16 protein-coding genes are annotated in these 17911 nt (G+C 39.1%); 4 read left to right on the forward strand and 12 right to left on the reverse strand.

Annotation, left to right across the window (positions count from 1 at the left end):
• Positions 1–441: 441 nt before the first annotated feature.
• Positions 442–1392, reverse strand: coding sequence for a magnesium/cobalt transporter CorA (corA, locus tag CTN01_RS08100; protein ID WP_005364138.1), 951 nt, complete (start codon positions 1390–1392; stop codon positions 442–444).
• Positions 1393–1934: 542 nt separating this feature from the next.
• Complete coding sequence (locus CTN01_RS08105; protein WP_045082497.1) at positions 1935–2978, reverse strand: GMP reductase; 1044 nt, start codon at positions 2976–2978, stop codon at positions 1935–1937.
• A gap of 410 nt (positions 2979–3388) precedes the next feature.
• Here CTN01_RS08105 and CTN01_RS08115 point away from each other — a divergent pair, with 410 nt between their 5' ends.
• A complete protein-coding gene (locus tag CTN01_RS08115; protein WP_045128010.1) occupies positions 3389–3742 on the forward strand; it encodes a hypothetical protein in 354 nt (117 codons plus the stop codon).
• 73 nt (positions 3743–3815) lie between these two features.
• Here the strand turns inward: CTN01_RS08115 and CTN01_RS08120 are convergent, their stop codons facing one another.
• Entirely contained in the window at positions 3816–4823 is a 1008-nt protein-coding gene (locus CTN01_RS08120; RefSeq protein WP_045149955.1) for an AraC family transcriptional regulator, read from the reverse strand.
• A gap of 171 nt (positions 4824–4994) precedes the next feature.
• Here CTN01_RS08120 and CTN01_RS08125 point away from each other — a divergent pair, with 171 nt between their 5' ends.
• Positions 4995–5366, forward strand: coding sequence for an MFS transporter (locus CTN01_RS08125; RefSeq protein ID WP_045149954.1), 372 nt, complete (start codon positions 4995–4997; stop codon positions 5364–5366).
• A complete protein-coding gene (locus CTN01_RS08130) occupies positions 5359–6582 on the forward strand; it encodes an HlyD family secretion protein (protein WP_045149953.1) in 1224 nt (407 codons plus the stop codon). Before CTN01_RS08125 ends, CTN01_RS08130 begins: the two co-directional genes overlap by 8 nt.
• Before the next feature lie 57 nt (positions 6583–6639).
• Here CTN01_RS08130 and CTN01_RS08135 read toward each other — a convergent pair whose 3' ends face one another.
• Entirely contained in the window at positions 6640–7812 is a 1173-nt protein-coding gene (locus CTN01_RS08135) for a cation:proton antiporter domain-containing protein (protein ID WP_045132172.1), read from the reverse strand.
• A 213-nt stretch (positions 7813–8025) separates the two neighbouring features.
• Complete coding sequence (locus CTN01_RS08140; protein WP_005364154.1) at positions 8026–8340, reverse strand: hypothetical protein; 315 nt, start codon at positions 8338–8340, stop codon at positions 8026–8028.
• 315 nt (positions 8341–8655) lie between these two features.
• Between CTN01_RS08140 and CTN01_RS08145 the strand changes: the two genes are divergently transcribed.
• Positions 8656–8979 carry a hypothetical protein gene (locus tag CTN01_RS08145; protein WP_107342133.1) on the forward strand — a complete coding sequence of 108 codons (324 nt, stop codon included), beginning with the start codon at positions 8656–8658 and terminating at the stop codon, positions 8977–8979.
• A 118-nt stretch (positions 8980–9097) separates the two neighbouring features.
• On the opposite strand, the gene sstT is transcribed toward CTN01_RS08145, so the two are convergent.
• From sstT to CTN01_RS08180, 7 genes are all read right to left on the reverse strand, one after another.
• Positions 9098–10339 carry a serine/threonine transporter SstT gene (sstT, locus tag CTN01_RS08150; protein WP_045082492.1) on the reverse strand — a complete coding sequence of 414 codons (1242 nt, stop codon included), beginning with the start codon at positions 10337–10339 and terminating at the stop codon, positions 9098–9100.
• A 367-nt stretch (positions 10340–10706) separates the two neighbouring features.
• Positions 10707–12401, reverse strand: a complete 1695-nt coding sequence (locus CTN01_RS08155; protein WP_045149952.1) for a BatD family protein — start codon at positions 12399–12401, stop codon at positions 10707–10709.
• A gap of 19 nt (positions 12402–12420) precedes the next feature.
• Positions 12421–14460: a VWA domain-containing protein gene (locus tag CTN01_RS08160; RefSeq protein WP_107342134.1), complete on the reverse strand. Its 2040-nt coding sequence runs from the start codon at positions 14458–14460 to the stop codon at positions 12421–12423.
• On the reverse strand, positions 14453–15418 hold the full coding sequence (locus CTN01_RS08165; RefSeq protein WP_045082489.1) for a vWA domain-containing protein: 966 nt from the start codon (positions 15416–15418) through the stop codon (positions 14453–14455). The genes CTN01_RS08160 and CTN01_RS08165 overlap by 8 nt, the downstream gene beginning before the upstream one ends.
• Positions 15411–15920 carry a DUF4381 domain-containing protein gene (locus CTN01_RS08170; RefSeq protein WP_045149951.1) on the reverse strand — a complete coding sequence of 170 codons (510 nt, stop codon included), beginning with the start codon at positions 15918–15920 and terminating at the stop codon, positions 15411–15413. The genes CTN01_RS08165 and CTN01_RS08170 overlap by 8 nt, the downstream gene beginning before the upstream one ends.
• Before the next feature lie 3 nt (positions 15921–15923).
• Complete coding sequence (locus CTN01_RS08175) at positions 15924–16868, reverse strand: DUF58 domain-containing protein (RefSeq protein ID WP_005364170.1); 945 nt, start codon at positions 16866–16868, stop codon at positions 15924–15926.
• Entirely contained in the window at positions 16865–17821 is a 957-nt protein-coding gene (locus tag CTN01_RS08180) for an AAA family ATPase (protein WP_045082486.1), read from the reverse strand. The genes CTN01_RS08175 and CTN01_RS08180 overlap by 4 nt, the downstream gene beginning before the upstream one ends.
• Positions 17822–17911 lie beyond the last annotated feature (90 nt).

Here is a 17911-nt window from a genome sequence, read left to right on the forward strand (position 1 = left end):
ATGCTGTAAAGCAGTTATAAAAGGGGGAAGTTATTTTAGTATCTACAAGGAGGCTGTAGAGGAGTTGAAAGTGTTTTCATCTTTTTCTCCTAAAATATCTTTAGTTAATAGTAATTAATGTGTCTTGCTGTTTACGCTGGTCATAATAGTATGGATAAGAATAATGTAAACCTTTTTTATCAACTAAATTAAAGTTACATAATTTCATTCAAGTTATATTCAGATATAAAAGTGAAAGATATATGAATAAATTAAGTTGATTACGGCTTATAACAGCAATATTTGATTATTAATTAAATATAATAAGTAAGGTTTATTGGTAAGTGAAATTTAGTTTTTAATAACTCATAATTGTTATATTTTAAAAGATATAAAAAAGCCCACAATGAAAGAGGCACTGAGGGCTAGTGTTTTCGTTATAGTTATATTCAGGTTAACTTGCTATAACCAACCTTTACGTTTGAAGTAAAGATAAGGCGCAAGAGCTGCTAACACCATCAGCAATAGAGCATAGGGGTAACCTAATTTCCAATGAAGTTCCGGCATAAACTCAAAGTTCATTCCATAGCTTGATGCAACCAGTGTTGGTGGGAGGAATACGACAGACACAACAGAGAAAATTTTAATGATACGGTTTTGCTCGATATTAATAAAACCCATAGCTGCATCCATTAGGAAGTTAACCTTTTGGAACAGAGACTCATTGTGTGGCAATAATGATTCAATATCGCGTAATACTTCACGTGCCTGTTCAAGTTCACTAGCAGGTAAACGGGCTTTTCGAACTAAAAAGCTTAGTGCACGTTGGGTGTCCATTAAACATAAGCGGATTTTCCATCCAGCGTCTTCTTGCTCTGCAAGATTAGATAAGGCCTTGTCGAAGTGTTCGCCCGGTTTACCACCTAAAATGACTTTACCAATTGACTCTAATGCGCTGTAAATGTCTTCAATAACATCAGCCAGTTGCTCAATTTTTGTTTCAAATAGATCTAACAGCAATTCATAAGCGTTACCTTGTTGTAAATGTTGAGTACGTGCTCGCATTCGGTAAAGACGAAATGCAGGTAATTCACGCTCACGTAAGGTAAATAAGCGACCATCACGGATGGTAAAAGCCACTGTTGAGTTATTGGCATAATCTTCAGCATCTTCATAATAGAAGAATGAGTGAATATGAAGACCGTCTTCATCTTCAAAAAAACGCGCGCTAGCCTCAATATCTTCAAGTTCAGGGCGAGTTGCTAACTCTTGACCTAACTCTAGTTGAACGCGATCTCGTTCTTCTTCATTGGGTTCGATAAGATCAACCCATAATGCAGATGAAATGGGATCTTGTGCTTCCAAATCTAAACGTTGTAAACGGAAATCGTTTAATTTAAAGGCGTTCAGCATGTTTTATATCTCAAATAATAGACAACACTTTAAAGCATGATTTGAAGTTCAATGAATACAACTTCTACCAATAGAAAACTGGCGTAATAAGATTTTAAACAGAGGCACGAAAATAAGAGGTGGTGCATGTTGGCAGCTAAGTACTGTCAACTCACATGTCATAAAAAGGGAGGACAGCTTAACAGGAAAAAATCTCAATCCAGTATCGACTGGGTATGTTCAAAACGGTGTCCTCTTAAATAATGGTGAGCGGATATTACGCCTGACAACCCAAGTCAGCAACTTGCGCTATTGCAACATTAGATTTGCACTAAGATAAGTTAGGCAAATAGTTTATTCAGTGTTGATTCAGGAAGGTTATTCTGAGCTGATAATCAGTGGGGCGGTGGTTGGTGTTATTTAGAGAGGTGTTTTCTATACTAACGTTAGGGTGTTAATGAAGAACTATGGTAAAGAATAAAGCCTTCTTCAAACACGGAAGCCGCGAAGAAAAAGGCAATATCAATTTATGCTAGTAACAACATCAATATTTAATCAATAACTTACTCTTTACCAAATACGTTGTTTTCTTGCTCTTGCACACGAATAAATGTTGTACGCTTAGTTAGCTCTTTAAGCTGTGCAGCGCCAACATAAGTACATGTTGAACGAACACCACCCATAATATCTTGGATTGTATTTTCAACAGGACCACGGTAAGGAAGCAATACAGTTTTACCTTCTGCTGCACGATACTTCGCCACGCCACCTGAGTGCTTGTCCATTGCACTTTGGCTCGACATACCGTAGAACTTCATGAATGTTTTGCCATCTTGCTCGATAAGCTCGCCGCCGCTTTCATCGTGCGCCGCTAACATACCACCAAGCATAACGAAATCAGCACCGCCACCGAAGGCTTTTGCTACGTCGCCAGCACATGAACAGCCACCATCACCGATGATACGACCACCAAGACCATGCGCAGCATCTGCACACTCAATGATGGCGGATAGTTGAGGATAGCCAACACCCGTTTTTACACGTGTTGTACATACAGAGCCCGGGCCAATACCCACTTTAACAATATCAGCACCTGCAAGAATCAGTTCTTCAACCATATCACCTGTAACAACGTTACCAGCACTGATCACTTTATCTGGAAATTCAGCACGTACTTTTTCAACATACTCAACAAGGTGTTCAGAGTAACCATTGGCAATATCAATACAAATGAAGATCAAATCATCTGTCATTGCCATGATGTCTTTGGTTTTTTGGAAATCAGCGTCAGAAGTGCCAGTAGAAACCATGGCATTATTCAGAACAGAGGCGTCGTTGTTGTTAATAAAGTCAGCCCATTGTTCAACAGTGTAGTGTTTATGAACTGCTGTCATCACATTGTGTTTTGATAAGGACTTAACCATTTCAAAGCTACCAACAGAGTCCATGTTTGCAGCAATAATGGGTACACCAGACCATTGACGACCACTATGTTTGAATGTAAAATCGCGGGTTAATTCAACTTGAGAGCGACTTTTTAAGGTTGAACGTTTTGGACGAAACAGTACATCTTTAAAGCCCAATTTCAAGTCTTGTTCGATACGCATGGTTATTCCTTAAACTTATCTTGTCGAATGCTGCTCAACGAAATTTTTACTGGCAGGTAAACATTTTCGCTTTATGAGCGCGCACAAAAAAACCGGAGCGTTGGCAGACGCTCCGGTTTTCAACATTATAGGAAGCAAATTTTTAAAAACAACCCTATAAATGTAAATAAATGTGTATTTATGAAGATAAATTAAGATAAAAATAGTCTGATTTTCTATCAAAGTAATACTTTTTATAAACTTTTCGCTTCCATTCTTGGTAAATCCTTGCATAATTTCCTGCGTAGTTTGTACTGATAAAAATAAAATTTAAAATAATTCGTATCTTTAAAATGAGAAGCTATTCTTAAAAGGTGGCCAGTTTGTAAAGCTATCTTTTTCTACGAAGGGTTGTGGGAAGGTTTAATTTGTTGAAGAAAAGAAAGGTAAGGAAAGTTTTTCCTCTCGATTTTTATGGGGAAGATGGTAGTTGGCGTTTCATCATTCGGGCTGAGCAGCCTGAAGAGATCATTGATGCAATGTATTGGCGTGCTTATATTTCTTGTCATCGTAAAGATTTTGATTTGTTGCATATGGCGTGCGATAAATTTAACTACAAATATAACTACTCATCATCTGATTCTTCTGAAATACACTATGGTTTAGGCGGAACACCATTGCGTGTCAATATGATGGGACCTATCGTGTTGATGTCGACAATTCGAGATAAAGTAATTAACGCTACAGCAGATGACACAGATATAACCGCACAAGCTGTCGCTTAAAATTAATGATTAAAACCGAAAAAACGTTAACCAACTGAGTTGTTTAACGTTTTTTTGTTTCTGCTATTTGCGATTATTGTTTTTCTAGTAAACGCTGCTGATATTGTATTGGCGTTACCCCTCGGTTTCTCTGAAAGGCTTTGTTAAAGCTTTGGACATTTTTATAACTTAAATTCGCAGCGATCTCTGCTATTGGCAGCCCGCGTTGCATGTACTTTATTGCAACATTACATAATACATAGTTAGTGGTATCGGTGAATGTCCAGCCAAAGCGGTACAATCGTCGTTGCAGCTGTTGTTTTGATAAATCTAAACGTTGGGCAATAAAATCGAGATTAGGATACTGGTAATAGCGTGAATAATTGATCAACTCAAACATCAATTTTGCGGTATCAGTCGGTTGTGGCATGTTCAAAAAATCATCAAGTTGTAAATTTGACATTAGCATGGGTTTCTTGAATTTAAGAATACGATTATCGACGTGCTCCAAAACTGACATAGGGAGCCAAACTTGGGTTGAAGATGCGTTCCAACGAATAGGGCATTGAAAATAATCATTGATAGCTGAGTTGTGTGTTTCAGTAGTATTTAGTCTGATTTTTAATGGAGTAAAGTCGTTCCCCAAATACTCACGAATTGTTTGAACAAATAATATCGCTACCCGTAAATTATCATGCAGCCCTCCTCGTCCTTTAGAGTAAGGGTTGTGATAAGTCCATTTTAAGATATTGCCCGAAAGTTCGCTGTGGTAAGACGCACCGCTTTGCAAGCATGATAAACCATAGTTGATTCGCCGCAGTGCTAATGGCAAATCGGGGCAACTTAAATACCATTCACCTAATCCTCCCATTTGTTCAAATGTTATCTCTTTAGCCAGCTTTACCATATAAGCGGAGTCACCGGTAAGTTGCTCTATACGTTCTAACCAAGCTAAATAATCATTAAAAGGAATCAGCGACATGTTTTCTTTAAGTAACAGATCTGGCACTTCAAGCTGGCTGAATGAAAGGTCGTAGTGCTTTAGGAGTGCACTATTGAGAGGCTTGATAAATAAGGTTCTTATAAAAGCAATATCTAACATGTTAGCAGGCCGATAAAAAGCATGTAATGGATAGAATATATCAAACAATAGCTATAAATGATGTTTTCAATCTGCTTTTGTTTCTCAATACAGAAAATTACTCACAATGAACTCAATTAATAACGCTAATCCGTTAAATAAGAATAAAGACTAAATTAATCGGAGAATTTAATGAGTTTATTTAGCATGCCTTTCACTGGCACGAATATAGATACGGTATTACATATTGTTGCAGGCGTTGTCATGATTGGCACGATTGCAGCGATTGGCATTGGTTTTTGGAAACTTCATGAATTACCTATTCATAAAGCATCAAGTAGTCAACATCACCAAATAGGATTAATTACAGCGTTAACCTGGATAGGTTTCATCTGGCATTGGGTATGGGTACTTGCAGTGATTATTGCGTTCGTTGATGGAGAGCAAGCACTGAAGCGATTACGTGATATCTGGCATGGCGATAGTCCTAATACAAAATCGAATGGTGTAGATAATGATTCATCTTTAACGGTACAAACGAAAGAGGAGCAGACAAATGCTTGAAGGTTTAGCTGTATGGGCATTATTTATTTATCTGCTCCGTTTAGTTGGCATGCCATGGAATAAGTTTACTAAGGCTTTTGCGTATATTGGCGGTGGTAGTTGGCTAGTGTTTGTATGGTACGGGTTAATTACATTCGCACCGATGGATTTATCTGGGGGCTCATTAGTACAGTCACCCCATATTCAGTTAAGGCCTGCCGCAACAACAATTAATGGCCATGTTAAGGCTATTCACGTTACACCGAATAGTCAGGTGAAAGAAGGAGATTTAGTGTATGAGCTTGATACGGAACCCTATCGTATTGCGCTTAATAAAGCCCAAGCAAGTTTAGCATCAGCAGAAGTGGCTTTAGATATTGCTAAAGAAGATGTTGATATGGCACAAGCGAGTTATCACGCTGCAGATAAAGATATTGAGATCGCGCAAAATCAGCTTGTTGCAGCGAATGAAGATTATAAATTAAAGCAAGCAATGCTAAATCGCTATATTAAGCAAAATAAAGTAGTACAACATACGATTACGCAAAGTAAATTAGACGAGCAGCGGACAGCTGTAGAAGTTGCTAAGTCACAAAAGGTGATGCTTGCTTCACAAATTGAAAAAGCAAAAATATCAGTTAGGAAAGCGAAGTTGGCATTAGAAAAGTCACGTTTAGCCGTTAATAGCCGTGAAGTTGATGTTGATACACAGCATGAAAATGTAGCAAAAGCACAATGGGATTTAGATCATACTAAAGTGTATGCACCTGCAGATGGTTATGTAACAAACTTTATTATGCGTGAAGGGCAGTTTGTAGGCTCTGTACCTCGCATGCAAATGTATACCGATGAAAAATACGTATTAATGCGAGTTAACCATCAAGCTATCCGTAATGTAAAAGTGGGACAACTGGCTGAATTTGCAACGGCGGTTTACCCTGGAAAGGTGTTCAACGCAGAAGTGGAAGGTATTGTTGAAGCAACGGGTGAATCACAAGGTAACTTGATTGGTCGAGAAACCAATGTGCGCCAAACAACGGGGGCGAATATGGCTAATAAACATCACTTCGTCCGCCTGAAAGTACTTGAAACGGAAGGTTATGATATTCCAGTTGGCTCGGTCGGTATCGGTTGGATCAGCGCAGAAAAGCCGATTAGCTTCTTAGGTTTCTTAGATGTGGTACGTGGGATCATAATTCGAATGAAGTCTCAGCTCTTCTATGTATGGTCAATGTAAGTAATTACTTACAATATACAATAAGCCAGCCCTCTTATTATAAAGAGGCTGGCTTCTTCAGTCTTGGCGTAACGTATTAACATTCGATATAGGGGTTGGGTAACGACTCACTATCCAATAGGTTGATAGAATGAAAGTTGTTAATGTTACGATCTGAATAAATGTCTTTCCTTGTTCAGAAATTAATCCATTAGCGACGGCTGTGTAAGCGAGCAATAAAGAAAACTCGCTGGCTTGGCTTAATCTTGCACTCAACTCTTTGTTTATAGGAGCTTCTGTGTTTGAAATTATAAGAGCGCGATAAAATCCCCATGCCTTGAGACGAATCAGTACTACACCAAATAAAATCCCCCATAAAGTATAAATATCGCTGGCCAGTACATTAATGTTTGCACCAATAGCAAAAAAGAACAGGATTAAAAAAAACTCTCGTAATGGCTTCAAATGAATAGAAATAACATTGGAAATGGGGCTAACGGCTAACAATGTACCCGCGATAAACGCTCCTGTTTCGTAAGATAGGCCAATACGATGGCTGATTTCAGCCCAACAGAAACACCATGCTAGGGTAGCGACGAAGCTGTATTCTTGAATAACATCAAACTTTTTCATTAGTGGCAACAGAATAAACTTAACGGCGAAGTACGCACTAACAATAACAATCAGAAGCTTGGCGAATATTAAAAAGATAGCAAGGTCGATACGCTGCTCAGTATCGATATTGAGCAGTAATAAAACAGTAATTGCTAAAATATCTTGAATTAACAAGATACTGGTCATTATTTCTCCCATTTTCTGATGGTGAAGCGTTGTGGTAGGAATTAATTTAAGGCCAATAACGGTACTGGAAAACATCATTGCGGCTGCTGTGATAATGGCATCTTTGAGAGGAAGTTGGATCATTAATGCAAAAAGCAGTGTGCAAATAAAGAAAAATAGGCTGCAACAAAGCGTGATAAGAGCACTTTCTCTAAACAGACGTAGCAAGCGTTGAGGTTGTAAGTTTAGGCCAAGTAAAAAAAGCAATAAAATGACACCAATATGTCCCATTTGGGTAATCGCTTCCGCATTATTGATCATGCCCAGCCCATAAGGACCAATAATAATGCCCGCAACGATGTACGCGATGATGATGGGTTGTTTGGCAAAGAGGAACAAGCTCCCTAAGCCCGCAGCACTAATCACAATCGCGCAAAGCTCGAAAATCATGGTATTGATACTATCAACCATCGTCACCTACCTACCTAGCTATGAAACGCAGCATGCGTAGTTGATTTCAGAAGGCAATGATAAAAGCATAGTGGTTGTAAAAAAAATGGGTTGAATGTTTTTGCGACAAGAAATTAGGAATAGGTAAAAGCGGGGGCGTAAAGTGATAAATAGCGAAGAGATAGATAGAAATAAACATAGATAACGCTGAGTTATCTATGTTTATTGATGCTATTAAGCGCGATACCGTTTGTATTGCGATAAGACATCGGCAATTAATTCAGGCTCAGACAGCCCATCAACTAAATACGATTGCTGATTGTTTTTAATCATTACCTCAAGGTGAATTTGTTCATTATCAGTATTTTTATGGAGCTGTAATGCGTATTCATAAGGTTGATGTCGATTGTTATCAATCACCAAACGAATACGACCATCGATACAATAAAGATCTGTATCAAAGCCGTCATCGGCCAGTTTTTTACTGGCTTTGGTTAAGGCTGATCTTGCGATTGTATAGATATCGGCATGGGAAGAGTACTGTGCCATGTATTGTCTCCCTCTGTTCTAAAATATGCTAGGACGTTGGTAAACGTCTGTCGCTGTCAGAAGATTTTATCGGGCAAAGACAAGGTGTTACCAACTAAAAAAATCAATCATTATCATCAGTTCTACTTATTAAAATGTAACTAATTGTTAATGTTTAACTTACTGATTTTAAAGCTATATGAAAGGAGGGAATATCCATTTCAGGAATAATCAATAGTTGATTTTTTTTATTATTTCATTTTAGTCAGAAATTTTAATCTCTGTTGCTACTATTGAGAGGTGCAATAAATTCAATATGTTAAAAGGAATACATGAATGTATAAGCGTTACCTTACTTTAATCCCCGTAGTTGCTTTATTGACTCTTTCAACGGCCCATGCCGATTCGCTTATTCAAGGATTAAATCGCGTCGATAATTCTATAGATAAAGTACAAAATACAATTCATGGAACGCAGAACTCGATACGTAATGGCCAGAATAAAGTCGATAATACACAACGTGCTATCAGTGAAATTCAAGATGGTACTTATGTAGAAAAGCGTGTTGAAAAAAAAGTGAGCAATCAAAAGCGTAAAGCCGTGAATGGGGTCATTAATAAGTCAACGAATGCGATTCGTAAAGCAACTTACGTTTATTAAGTTAAGCATAACTAAGTTAAGTATAGTGATAAAAAAGCGGCGATATCATTATCTCTATAAATAGAATGATATCGCCGCATTTTTTACCCATAATTTGGGTTAAGCATATAAGTCGTAATTATGAGTTTTGTAATTTCGCCTTCGCTTCTTTTCTTTCTGCAGCTCGACATGCCGCAGCGGTAAATACCACATCAGTTGAACTGTTTAACGCTGTTTCTGCTGAATCTTGAATCACGCCAATAATAAAGCCAACAGCAACAACTTGCATTGCTACTTCACTCGGGATACCAAATAAGCTTGAAGCTAAAGGGATCAACAGTAGTGAACCACCGGCGACACCTGATGCACCACAAGCTGATACCGCAGCAACAACACTCAGTAAAACGGCTGTTGCTAAATCGACTTCAATACCTAAGGTATGAACGGCAGCAAGGGTCAATACAGTAATAGTGATTGCAGCTCCCCCCATATTGATGGTGGCGCCCAGTGGGATAGACACAGAGTAAGTATCTTCATGCAGGTTAAGATCTTTACAAAGTTTCATATTTACTGGGATGTTGGCAGCAGAACTACGAGTGAAGAACGCGGTAATACCACTTTCACGTACACAGCGAAAAACAAGTGGATAAGGGTTTTCGCCTGTTTTTACGTAAACGATGATTGGGTTAATAACAAAAGCAAGAATCGCCATTGAACCTAATAGTACGCCCAGTAAGTGAGCATATCCTGCTAATGCAGCAAAGCCTGTTTTAGCAAAGGTTTCAGAGACTAAGCCAAAAATACCAATAGGCGCTAAACGAATAATAAAGCGAACAATGAGTGTTACGCCATTCGACATATCATGGAAAACTTGTTTAGTCGCATCGCTTGCTTGGTGAAGAGCAAAACCAAGTGCTATAGCCCATGCTAAAATACCAATAAAATTACCGTTCATAAGCGCATGAACTGGGTTATCAACAATCTTAAATAGCAAGGAGCTAATGACTTCTGCAATACCTTCCGGTGGTGCAATTGAATTGGAACTAGCAACAAGCGTTAAAGTGGTCGGGAAAAGAAAGCTCATCGCTACAGCAGTAAATGCCGCCATTAAAGTGCCAAATAAATACAACACGATAATTGGCTTCATGTTGGTATGTGTGCCTTTCTTTTGGTTGGCAATAGATGAAGCAACCAAAATGAAAACAAGAATAGGAGCAACGGCTTTTAGCGCTGCAACAAATAATCCCCCAAGAAAACCAACACTCATCGCTGATGATGGTGATAGTGTCGCAAGTAATACGCCAGCAACAATACCGACCATAATTTGTATAACTAAACTACCATTGGCCACTCTGGCTAAAAAAGGTTGTGATTGACTCATATAACATCCTGCATTTTATGTTCTGTGAATAGCTTTTTATTTTGCGTCTGAAACATTTTTTAACAGGATCTGTTTGAAATAGCTAGTTATCTTTTTATAAGGTTTTAACCAACATTAATATAACGTTATATTTAACATTTTATTATCAAGATATGATGAATTGGCATACAATCAGCTTGTTTGATAACGATAAATAGCAATGAATGTATAATGTGTGTTAATAGATGTTATCTAGTCATGCAAATCTTGATGGAAATGCAAAAAAACAAAAAGAATTAAATGCTTTAATATGTAAGAAAATAAAACCTCTGCTACAGCATTTATATCTGCAACAGAGGTTTTTGAGGTCGCTATTTAATGAATATATTTATTTAGGATCTAAGTCTGAGAGAGATGATTTACGTGATGCTGTTGCTTTCAGTTGCTGTGCTTGATTAAGCAATTGCATAATACGTTTATCGTTCCATTGCTGGCGATCTTGGCTATAAGTTGATGCCATAATTTCAGCTATAGCATTATCTAATTGTTCTGCTAGATCTGGATTCGCAGCTAGTTTCTCATGCTGCTGCTGTTTCCATTGTTGGTAGTAAGTCTGAATTTTTACTGTTTCGCGTTTGGTAATGGCTTGTTTCAACGCTTGCTCTACATTTGTAGTACCCGATTGAAGAACGATTTCGGTATTTGATGCAGGTTGCGTTTTACGTGCTTTGATTAATAGCCCAAGCGTTATTAACCAAAGTAAAGCAAACACTGCTGTCGCCCATTGCCAGTAGTCATGTTGTGCTACATTGCTATGCGCATTGTTAACATTGGCATTATTTGGAGGCGTAACAACGGATGGTGCTGTTAATGCTGGTGGCGTAATTGTACTTCTTGCATTGGGATCGACCGTTACATTTAATGTTAGCCCATCAACTTTTGTTGTTTGCTGTTTTTCTTGTTGGGTATTCCACCAATTAATGCTAACAGCAGGTAATTCAATCTTGCCTGTTTCACGAGGTATGATGACTTGCTTTAACGTCATTGTTGTATAGCCATTCCCTTCTGAATATTCAGGTTTCTCATCATAACTTCTTACCGATGTTGGATACGTTAAGCTGATATTCGGCATATTACTTTGTGCAATATTTTTAATACGCAAGGTTAAAATACGCGTAATAGGCTCGCCTACTTTTGCATCCACGGTTGTTTTACCATTGACTGATGGTTGCCATACTTGGTTGAGTTGCAAATCAGAGGTTGGTAGCCATAAACCTTTATAGTTACTTGGTTTTGCTTTAATTGTAAGTTCAATATTTTTTGCTGTTTTATCCACAGGCATTGTTAACGTTGAACCGAAGCCACGACTCCCTTTAATCACGCTACCGCTGAATTTCGCACCATGTAAGGTGATATTTCCGGGCTTATCTGCTGTGATTTGATAATTGCGGGTGATCACAATATAGCGACGTCCATTTTGAACAACCTCGTTTTGAGCATCTTGCCCAACTTGCGTTGCTGTTAGTCCATCACCATAAGGTGGTGCTAAAGTCGCTTGATCCATTTGCTCGCCAATTAAGATACGCACCCGATAATTAATTGACTCACCTACATAGATGGTTGATTTATCGTTAATACCTTCAATGGAAATAGATGATTGGTTCGCGTTGGCTGCTTGTGTTTGTTTACTGCTTTTCAAAACAGTAATCGTAATTGGTTCGGTTTTTGAGCTACCAATTTGAAACGCAGGGATCGTAAGAGTGCCAACCTTGGTTGCAGCTACTGCTACTGTCCAGCTAGTGTTACGTGAGATAACCCCATTAATCATCGAAGTACCGCTACTTACGCTAGGGCGGCCATAAGCAAAATCAGGACTTAATGGTGCAAGATCAAGTGAATTTGTATTTACACTATCATCGACAGCAACCGTTAATTGGAAAACCTCATTAACACCAACAATATTTTTAGACACTGTTGCTTCCGCTTGTGCCGCCATCGCTTGGGTTGATAGTAGCGCACTGAAAAACAAAGCAATGTACAACAATGGTGTAGTTACTTTTTTGCCAAAAAATAATTTATTCATAAATCTATTCATTGTCCTATTACCATGAGTTCTCAGTTTTTTGCTGCGCTTCTTTCTGTTGCGCTTGCAAAATTAATTGAGCTCGGATCAAACCACTGGTGTCATCAGGTACTTGTTCCAATTTCTTCAAAATAGGGTTACTGGCTGAAAGCACTTCTCCGTCTTTTGCTGCTTGGTCACTCATTTGTACTTGATTGTTGTTATTTGTTTCTCTGCGTTTATCTTGCTCAGACTTAGTGGCTGATTTTTCCTCTACTTGCTGTTGCTGTTGCTGTTGCTGTTGCTGTTGCTTTGCTGCTTGTTTTGCACTTTCATCAGCACGATGTTGTTCAGCCGCTTTTTGCTTGGCTGTTTTCTCTTTTTCTGGCTGTGATTGTTTATCACTATTTGCCTGTTGAGATTGCTGCTGATCTTTTCCTTGTTGTTTATCAGGCTGACCTTGTTGCTGTTTACTTGTGTTGTTCTGATCCTGCTTTTGGTTATTTTGTTTAGATTTTGAAGACTGCTTATCATTAGATTGTTTGTTATCCGATGATTTTTGCTGATCTTGGTTTTGTTGTGACTGCTGGCTATTATCTTGGCTCTGTTTTTTATCATTAGAGCCTTGTGATTGCTGCTGTTGCTTGTCACTCTTCTGCTGATTCTGCTGATTCTGCTGATTCTGCTGATTCTGCTGATTCTGCTGATTCTGCTGATTCTGCTGATTCTGCTGATTCTGTTGCTGTTGTTTCTTTTGTTGCTCCAGTGCTTTCTTTACGATATCGAGGTTTTTCTTAACATCTGGGTAGTTAGGATCGGCTTTCTGTAGCTTTTCATAGGTATCTACCGCTTGCTGTAATTTACCACTTTTTGCATAAGCATTACCTAGGTTGTACTGCGACATTGAATCATGTAATGGCTTTAAGGTTTCAATGGCTTGAGCATAATTCTTTGCTTTATATTCAGCGATACCTTTCCATTGCGGAGATTCAAAATCTTGTGCCGCTTGCTTATATTTACCATCGGTATAAGTTTGGTAAGCTTGCTGCTCAGCATTTACCCATGGACTCGCTTGTGCATGATCTATGGGTAAAAAGAAGAACATAGTGGCAATGACAACGCCACGACGGAAACCAAGCAATGCCAGTAATAACAAAGGTAAAACTAACCAAAATCCGCCATTTAAACGTTCTTGTAGTTCTTTTTGTTGATCTTTTTTACCGCTATCTTGTGGTTTTGCAGTGAAGTGGACAATTGCATTAACATCTTGGTCTGTCGGTTGAACCATCTGTAAAATACCACCCGTTTGCTTAACAATAGGTTCTAGTGTTTTCAGATTAATTTTTGAAATAACAGGTGAGCCATTATCCATTAATAATCGACCATCAGGCAGTGGAACAGGTGCTCCATCAACTGTGCCCATTGCTAAGATAGAGACACGATATTTAGTACCTTTTAATTCGGCTAAACTTTTCGCTGATTCCTGCTTAGACATACCGTCGGTCACTAAGATAATATCACCCGTACTATTACCAGCCTGTTTAAGTAACTTTATCGCTTCAGCAATACCTGCCGCGGCATTACTACCAGGAATAGGCATAATCTTTGGTGATAGGCTAGGGATCAAGTTTGCTAAAGTATGGCTATCTGCCGTTAACGGGCTCACTTCATAACCATCCCCTGCATAGGTGACAAGTCCTGTACTGCCTTCTTTCCACCCCGGTAACATATCAAGTGCTTTGAAACGCGCTTGTGTCAAACGGTTCGGCTTTATATCGGTCGCATACATAGAACGGGACATATCCATTACCAATACGCGTGCGCCACTTAGGTTATAAGCAGGTAGTTTTACTTTTTGCCAACTAGGGCCAGCCATCGCAATCACAGCGATTAGCCAGCCCAAAGTGAGTATGGCAATGGGCCATGATGCCGATTTAGGCTGAGCCATACCTAACTTTTTTGCTAGGTGTGGCGCAATTAACCCTGTGGTTTGTTTCTTGGTTTTAAGCCAAGGTAAAAGAAAGATTAATGGCACAAGTGCCAAGAACCACATTGGGTGCATAAAAGTAAAATTAGCCATGACGTCTCCTCATAACAGCAATGACGACAGAAAGTAGTAATGCTATGGCTAAAGGATATCGGAACAACTCATCACGTGGACGCCATGTTTGCTGGGCGTTATTGACAGGTTGAAGTTTATTGATGATGTCGTAAATTTTCTCAAGCTGTTGTGGATTACGTGCTCGGAAATATTCACCGCCCGTCATCTTGGCGATTTCAGTTAAAGTCTTTTCATCAAGATCTTGTGATGGATTGACGATGCGATCACCGAAGAAACCTTGTTGCACCATTTGATCGGCACCAACACCTACGGTATAGATTTTCACACCGCTTTCTTTGGCTAATTTAGCTGCTTGGAGTGGATCAATAACACCAGAGGTATTTGCACCATCACTTAATAAAATAATTACCCGTTGTGGCGCTTTACTGTTAATAAAGGTTTTAGTCGCAATACCTAGGCCTTCACCAATTGCAGTGCTTTGTCCAATTAAGCCTAAAACAGTACGATCTAGTTGTTGTTCAACCGTCTTACGGTCAAATGTAAGAGGTGTTTGTAAATAAGCATGATCAGCGAAAAGGACTAAACCTAAGCGATCACCTTTTCGTTTTTCAATAAAATCCGATAACACATGTTTTACTGCTGTTAAGCGATCAACACTTTGCCCATTTTTAGTCACCATATCTGGAATTGACATTGAGCCCGATAAATCGACAGCTAATAACATGTCACGGTGTTCTGGTTTTATTTCGATAGGGTTCCCGTACCAAACCGGTCTTGCAGCAGCACAGACAAGACAAGTCCACAGTAAAGCCATTAATACTTTACGTATGATAGAGCGAGGCTGTTTTTGACCAACACCGCTGGGTAATTTAGGTAATTGAATTGCCGCAGGTTGCACAACAGGTTTACTAAAACGGTAAACTAGCCATGCTAAAGGCAACAATGCCCAAGCCCAAAGCCATACAAATTCAAACATTTGAAGACTCCTTTTGCGTCATGCTGGGTAGTTTTCGTGGCGGCAAAGCATGTTTAAGCCATGTATTTGCCATTATTTTACATTGCTGAAAGTCATCACTACTCAATGGTGTGTTTGAAAATGAACCTGATAGCCACACCGATTTAAGCTCTGAAAAGCCACTATATTTTGCGGGGAGTTGATTATCTAAAAATGCTAACCATACCTCACCTGTTAATGGCGCAACGACAGTACGCGAGTAATAACTTAATGCAGCTTGTTTTAGTAATGTATTGAGAGCGGGTAACCCTTGTTCCTCTGTTATTAGCAAAAGTTTCTGTAATGCTTCTTTTTGTGCAGCATCAGCATGCTTTTTACGCCTAATAAGAGTGACTACTACTGCAATAGAGAAAATCACAACAGCAAATAATACCCACCATCCCCACGCTAAAGGCCAAAAGTTAGGAGCTTGAGGTAGATGTATATCCGCTAAAGGGAGTTGTTGAACGCTTGGTGTTGCCATTACTTAACTCCTTTGACGCGTTGTTAATTGCTGCAACAAAGGTTCCGCTGCAGATAAATAATGTAGAGGGATCGCCAGTGATTTCGCGATATCAGCCACAAAGTTTTGATGCGTTAGATACTGCTGACTTAATGAATCACGTGTTTTCTTTGATGAAAAATTGAGCCATGCCGATTGTTGTTTATCGGCAACGTGTTCATAGCCTCTAAATTGTGTTTGTCCTTGTTCCAGTGGATCATGGATTTGGACAAATTGAATTCGGTTATGCTGACGTAACTGTGTTAATCGTCGCTTATCATTGAGTGATAATTGGTTAAAATCACTGATAATAATGATTTCACTGCCTTTTGAACAAAGGTGGTGTAATCGTTTTAATGCATCAGAAAAGTTAAATTGTTGAGGCTCTTCTAATGCATTTAATGCTAACTGTTGTGATTCAATAAGCTTATTGATTATATGAAGTGGACCTTGCTGGCGTGCTGTTGGCTTACATTCATTAACATTCAAACCGTTATAAATTACTGCCCCTATACGATCTTGTTCACTTATAGCGAGCCAGCTTAATAAGCTAGCAAAGTGAGCCGCTTGAACAGATTTCAGCATTAATTGTGAACCGAATTGCATGCTTCGGCTTAAATCAATCAGCAACATAACGGGTTGCTCGCGTTCTTCGGTAAATAGTTTGGTATGTGTTTTGCCAGTACGTGCGGTTACACGCCAATCAATAGCTCTAATATCATCACCAGCTTGGTAGGGACGTACTTCTGAGAAGTTCATTCCACGTCCTTTGTGGCGACTTTGATGTAGGCCATTTAATTGTGACCAGATACTGTGCGCTGGTGGCAACCAACGCACGGCCTGATTCTTATATTGCAGTAGCTCAGCCAAACACACATTAACCCCATCGCTATGGGGTGGCAGCGCTACGGTTAAGTGTGATTTGCTCATATACTAGCGACCTGTGAAATCAATTCTTCAACTACGCGATCTGCTGCAATACCTTCAGCTTGTGCTTCATAGCTAAGTAATAAGCGATGACGTAAAACAGGGTATGCCATTATTTGGATATCTTCTGGTGTAACAAAATCACGACCACTTAGCCAAGCGTGAGCTCGAGCACAACGATCGAGGGCTAATGTTGCACGTGGGCTAACACCCATTTGAAGCCAATCTTTAAGCTGAGAGCTGAACTTTTCAGATTGGCGTGTCGCCATGACGAGACGAATAATGTAATGCTCTACATCTTCTGCCATATGAATGTTAAGCACTTCTTTTCGGGCAGCAAAAATATCATGTTGGCTAATATGAACAGGCTCTGCTTTCTCAATACCTAATGCTTCACCACGATTTAGACGTAAGATCTCTAATTCACTTTCAGCACTTGGATAATCGACATTAAGTTGTAATAGGAAACGGTCTAGTTGTGCTTCAGGCAGTGGGTAAGTACCTTCTTGCTCAATTGGGTTTTGCGTTGCCATTACTAGGAATAATTCAGGTAATGGGTATGTTTTTCGACCTGCGGTGATCTGCTTTTCAGCCATCGCTTCAAGCATTGCAGCCTGTACTTTTGCTGGCGCACGGTTGATCTCATCTGCAAGGATTAATGAGTTGAAGATAGGGCCTGGTTGGAAAATAAATTCAGCTGTTTCAGGACGAAAAATATCAGTACCTGTTAAATCAGCAGGTAATAGATCGGGCGTAAACTGAATACGGTGAAATTCACCTTCAATACAATCAGAAAGCACTTTAACAGCGCGTGTTTTTGCCAGTCCTGGAGGACCCTCTACAAGGATGTGCCCATCAGCCAGTAAAGCAATTAATAACTGTTTCACTAAATCGGGTTGACCAATGACTTGGCTTTGTAAGTAGTGATTTAATCGTTGAAAAGTACTCGCTAACATAAATTCATTTTCCTTTAGAGCTTACTTAATACGTTAAGTAAAAAAGCTGAGACTATCTAATATGGCTTTAGTTCACGTTTTTTAGATTAT

The sequence above is a fragment of the Photobacterium angustum genome (assembly GCF_003026365.1).
GTDB classification, from domain to species: domain Bacteria; phylum Pseudomonadota; class Gammaproteobacteria; order Enterobacterales; family Vibrionaceae; genus Photobacterium; species Photobacterium angustum.

Excerpts from the sequence above, each read along its gene's own strand:
- CTN01_RS08180 (WP_045082486.1), bottom strand. The coding sequence starts at position 17,821 with ATGTTAGCGAGTACTTTTCAACGATTAAATCACTACTTACAAAGCCAA.
- CTN01_RS08105 (WP_045082497.1), bottom strand. The coding sequence starts at position 2,978 with ATGCGTATCGAACAAGACTTGAAATTGGGCTTTAAAGATGTACTGTTT.
- CTN01_RS08175 (WP_005364170.1), bottom strand. The coding sequence starts at position 16,868 with ATGAGCAAATCACACTTAACCGTAGCGCTGCCACCCCATAGCGATGGG.
- CTN01_RS08145 (WP_107342133.1), top strand. The coding sequence starts at position 8,656 with ATGTATAAGCGTTACCTTACTTTAATCCCCGTAGTTGCTTTATTGACT.
- CTN01_RS08130 (WP_045149953.1), top strand. The coding sequence starts at position 5,359 with ATGCTTGAAGGTTTAGCTGTATGGGCATTATTTATTTATCTGCTCCGT.
- CTN01_RS08160 (WP_107342134.1), bottom strand. The coding sequence starts at position 14,460 with ATGGCTAATTTTACTTTTATGCACCCAATGTGGTTCTTGGCACTTGTG.
- sstT (WP_045082492.1), bottom strand. The coding sequence starts at position 10,339 with ATGAGTCAATCACAACCTTTTTTAGCCAGAGTGGCCAATGGTAGTTTA.
- CTN01_RS08140 (WP_005364154.1), bottom strand. The coding sequence starts at position 8,340 with ATGGCACAGTACTCTTCCCATGCCGATATCTATACAATCGCAAGATCA.
- CTN01_RS08125 (WP_045149954.1), top strand. The coding sequence starts at position 4,995 with ATGAGTTTATTTAGCATGCCTTTCACTGGCACGAATATAGATACGGTA.
- CTN01_RS08120 (WP_045149955.1), bottom strand. The coding sequence starts at position 4,823 with ATGTTAGATATTGCTTTTATAAGAACCTTATTTATCAAGCCTCTCAAT.
- CTN01_RS08170 (WP_045149951.1), bottom strand. The coding sequence starts at position 15,920 with ATGGCAACACCAAGCGTTCAACAACTCCCTTTAGCGGATATACATCTA.
- CTN01_RS08155 (WP_045149952.1), bottom strand. The coding sequence starts at position 12,401 with ATGAATAAATTATTTTTTGGCAAAAAAGTAACTACACCATTGTTGTAC.
- CTN01_RS08135 (WP_045132172.1), bottom strand. The coding sequence starts at position 7,812 with ATGGTTGATAGTATCAATACCATGATTTTCGAGCTTTGCGCGATTGTG.
- corA (WP_005364138.1), bottom strand. The coding sequence starts at position 1,392 with ATGCTGAACGCCTTTAAATTAAACGATTTCCGTTTACAACGTTTAGAT.
- CTN01_RS08165 (WP_045082489.1), bottom strand. The coding sequence starts at position 15,418 with ATGTTTGAATTTGTATGGCTTTGGGCTTGGGCATTGTTGCCTTTAGCA.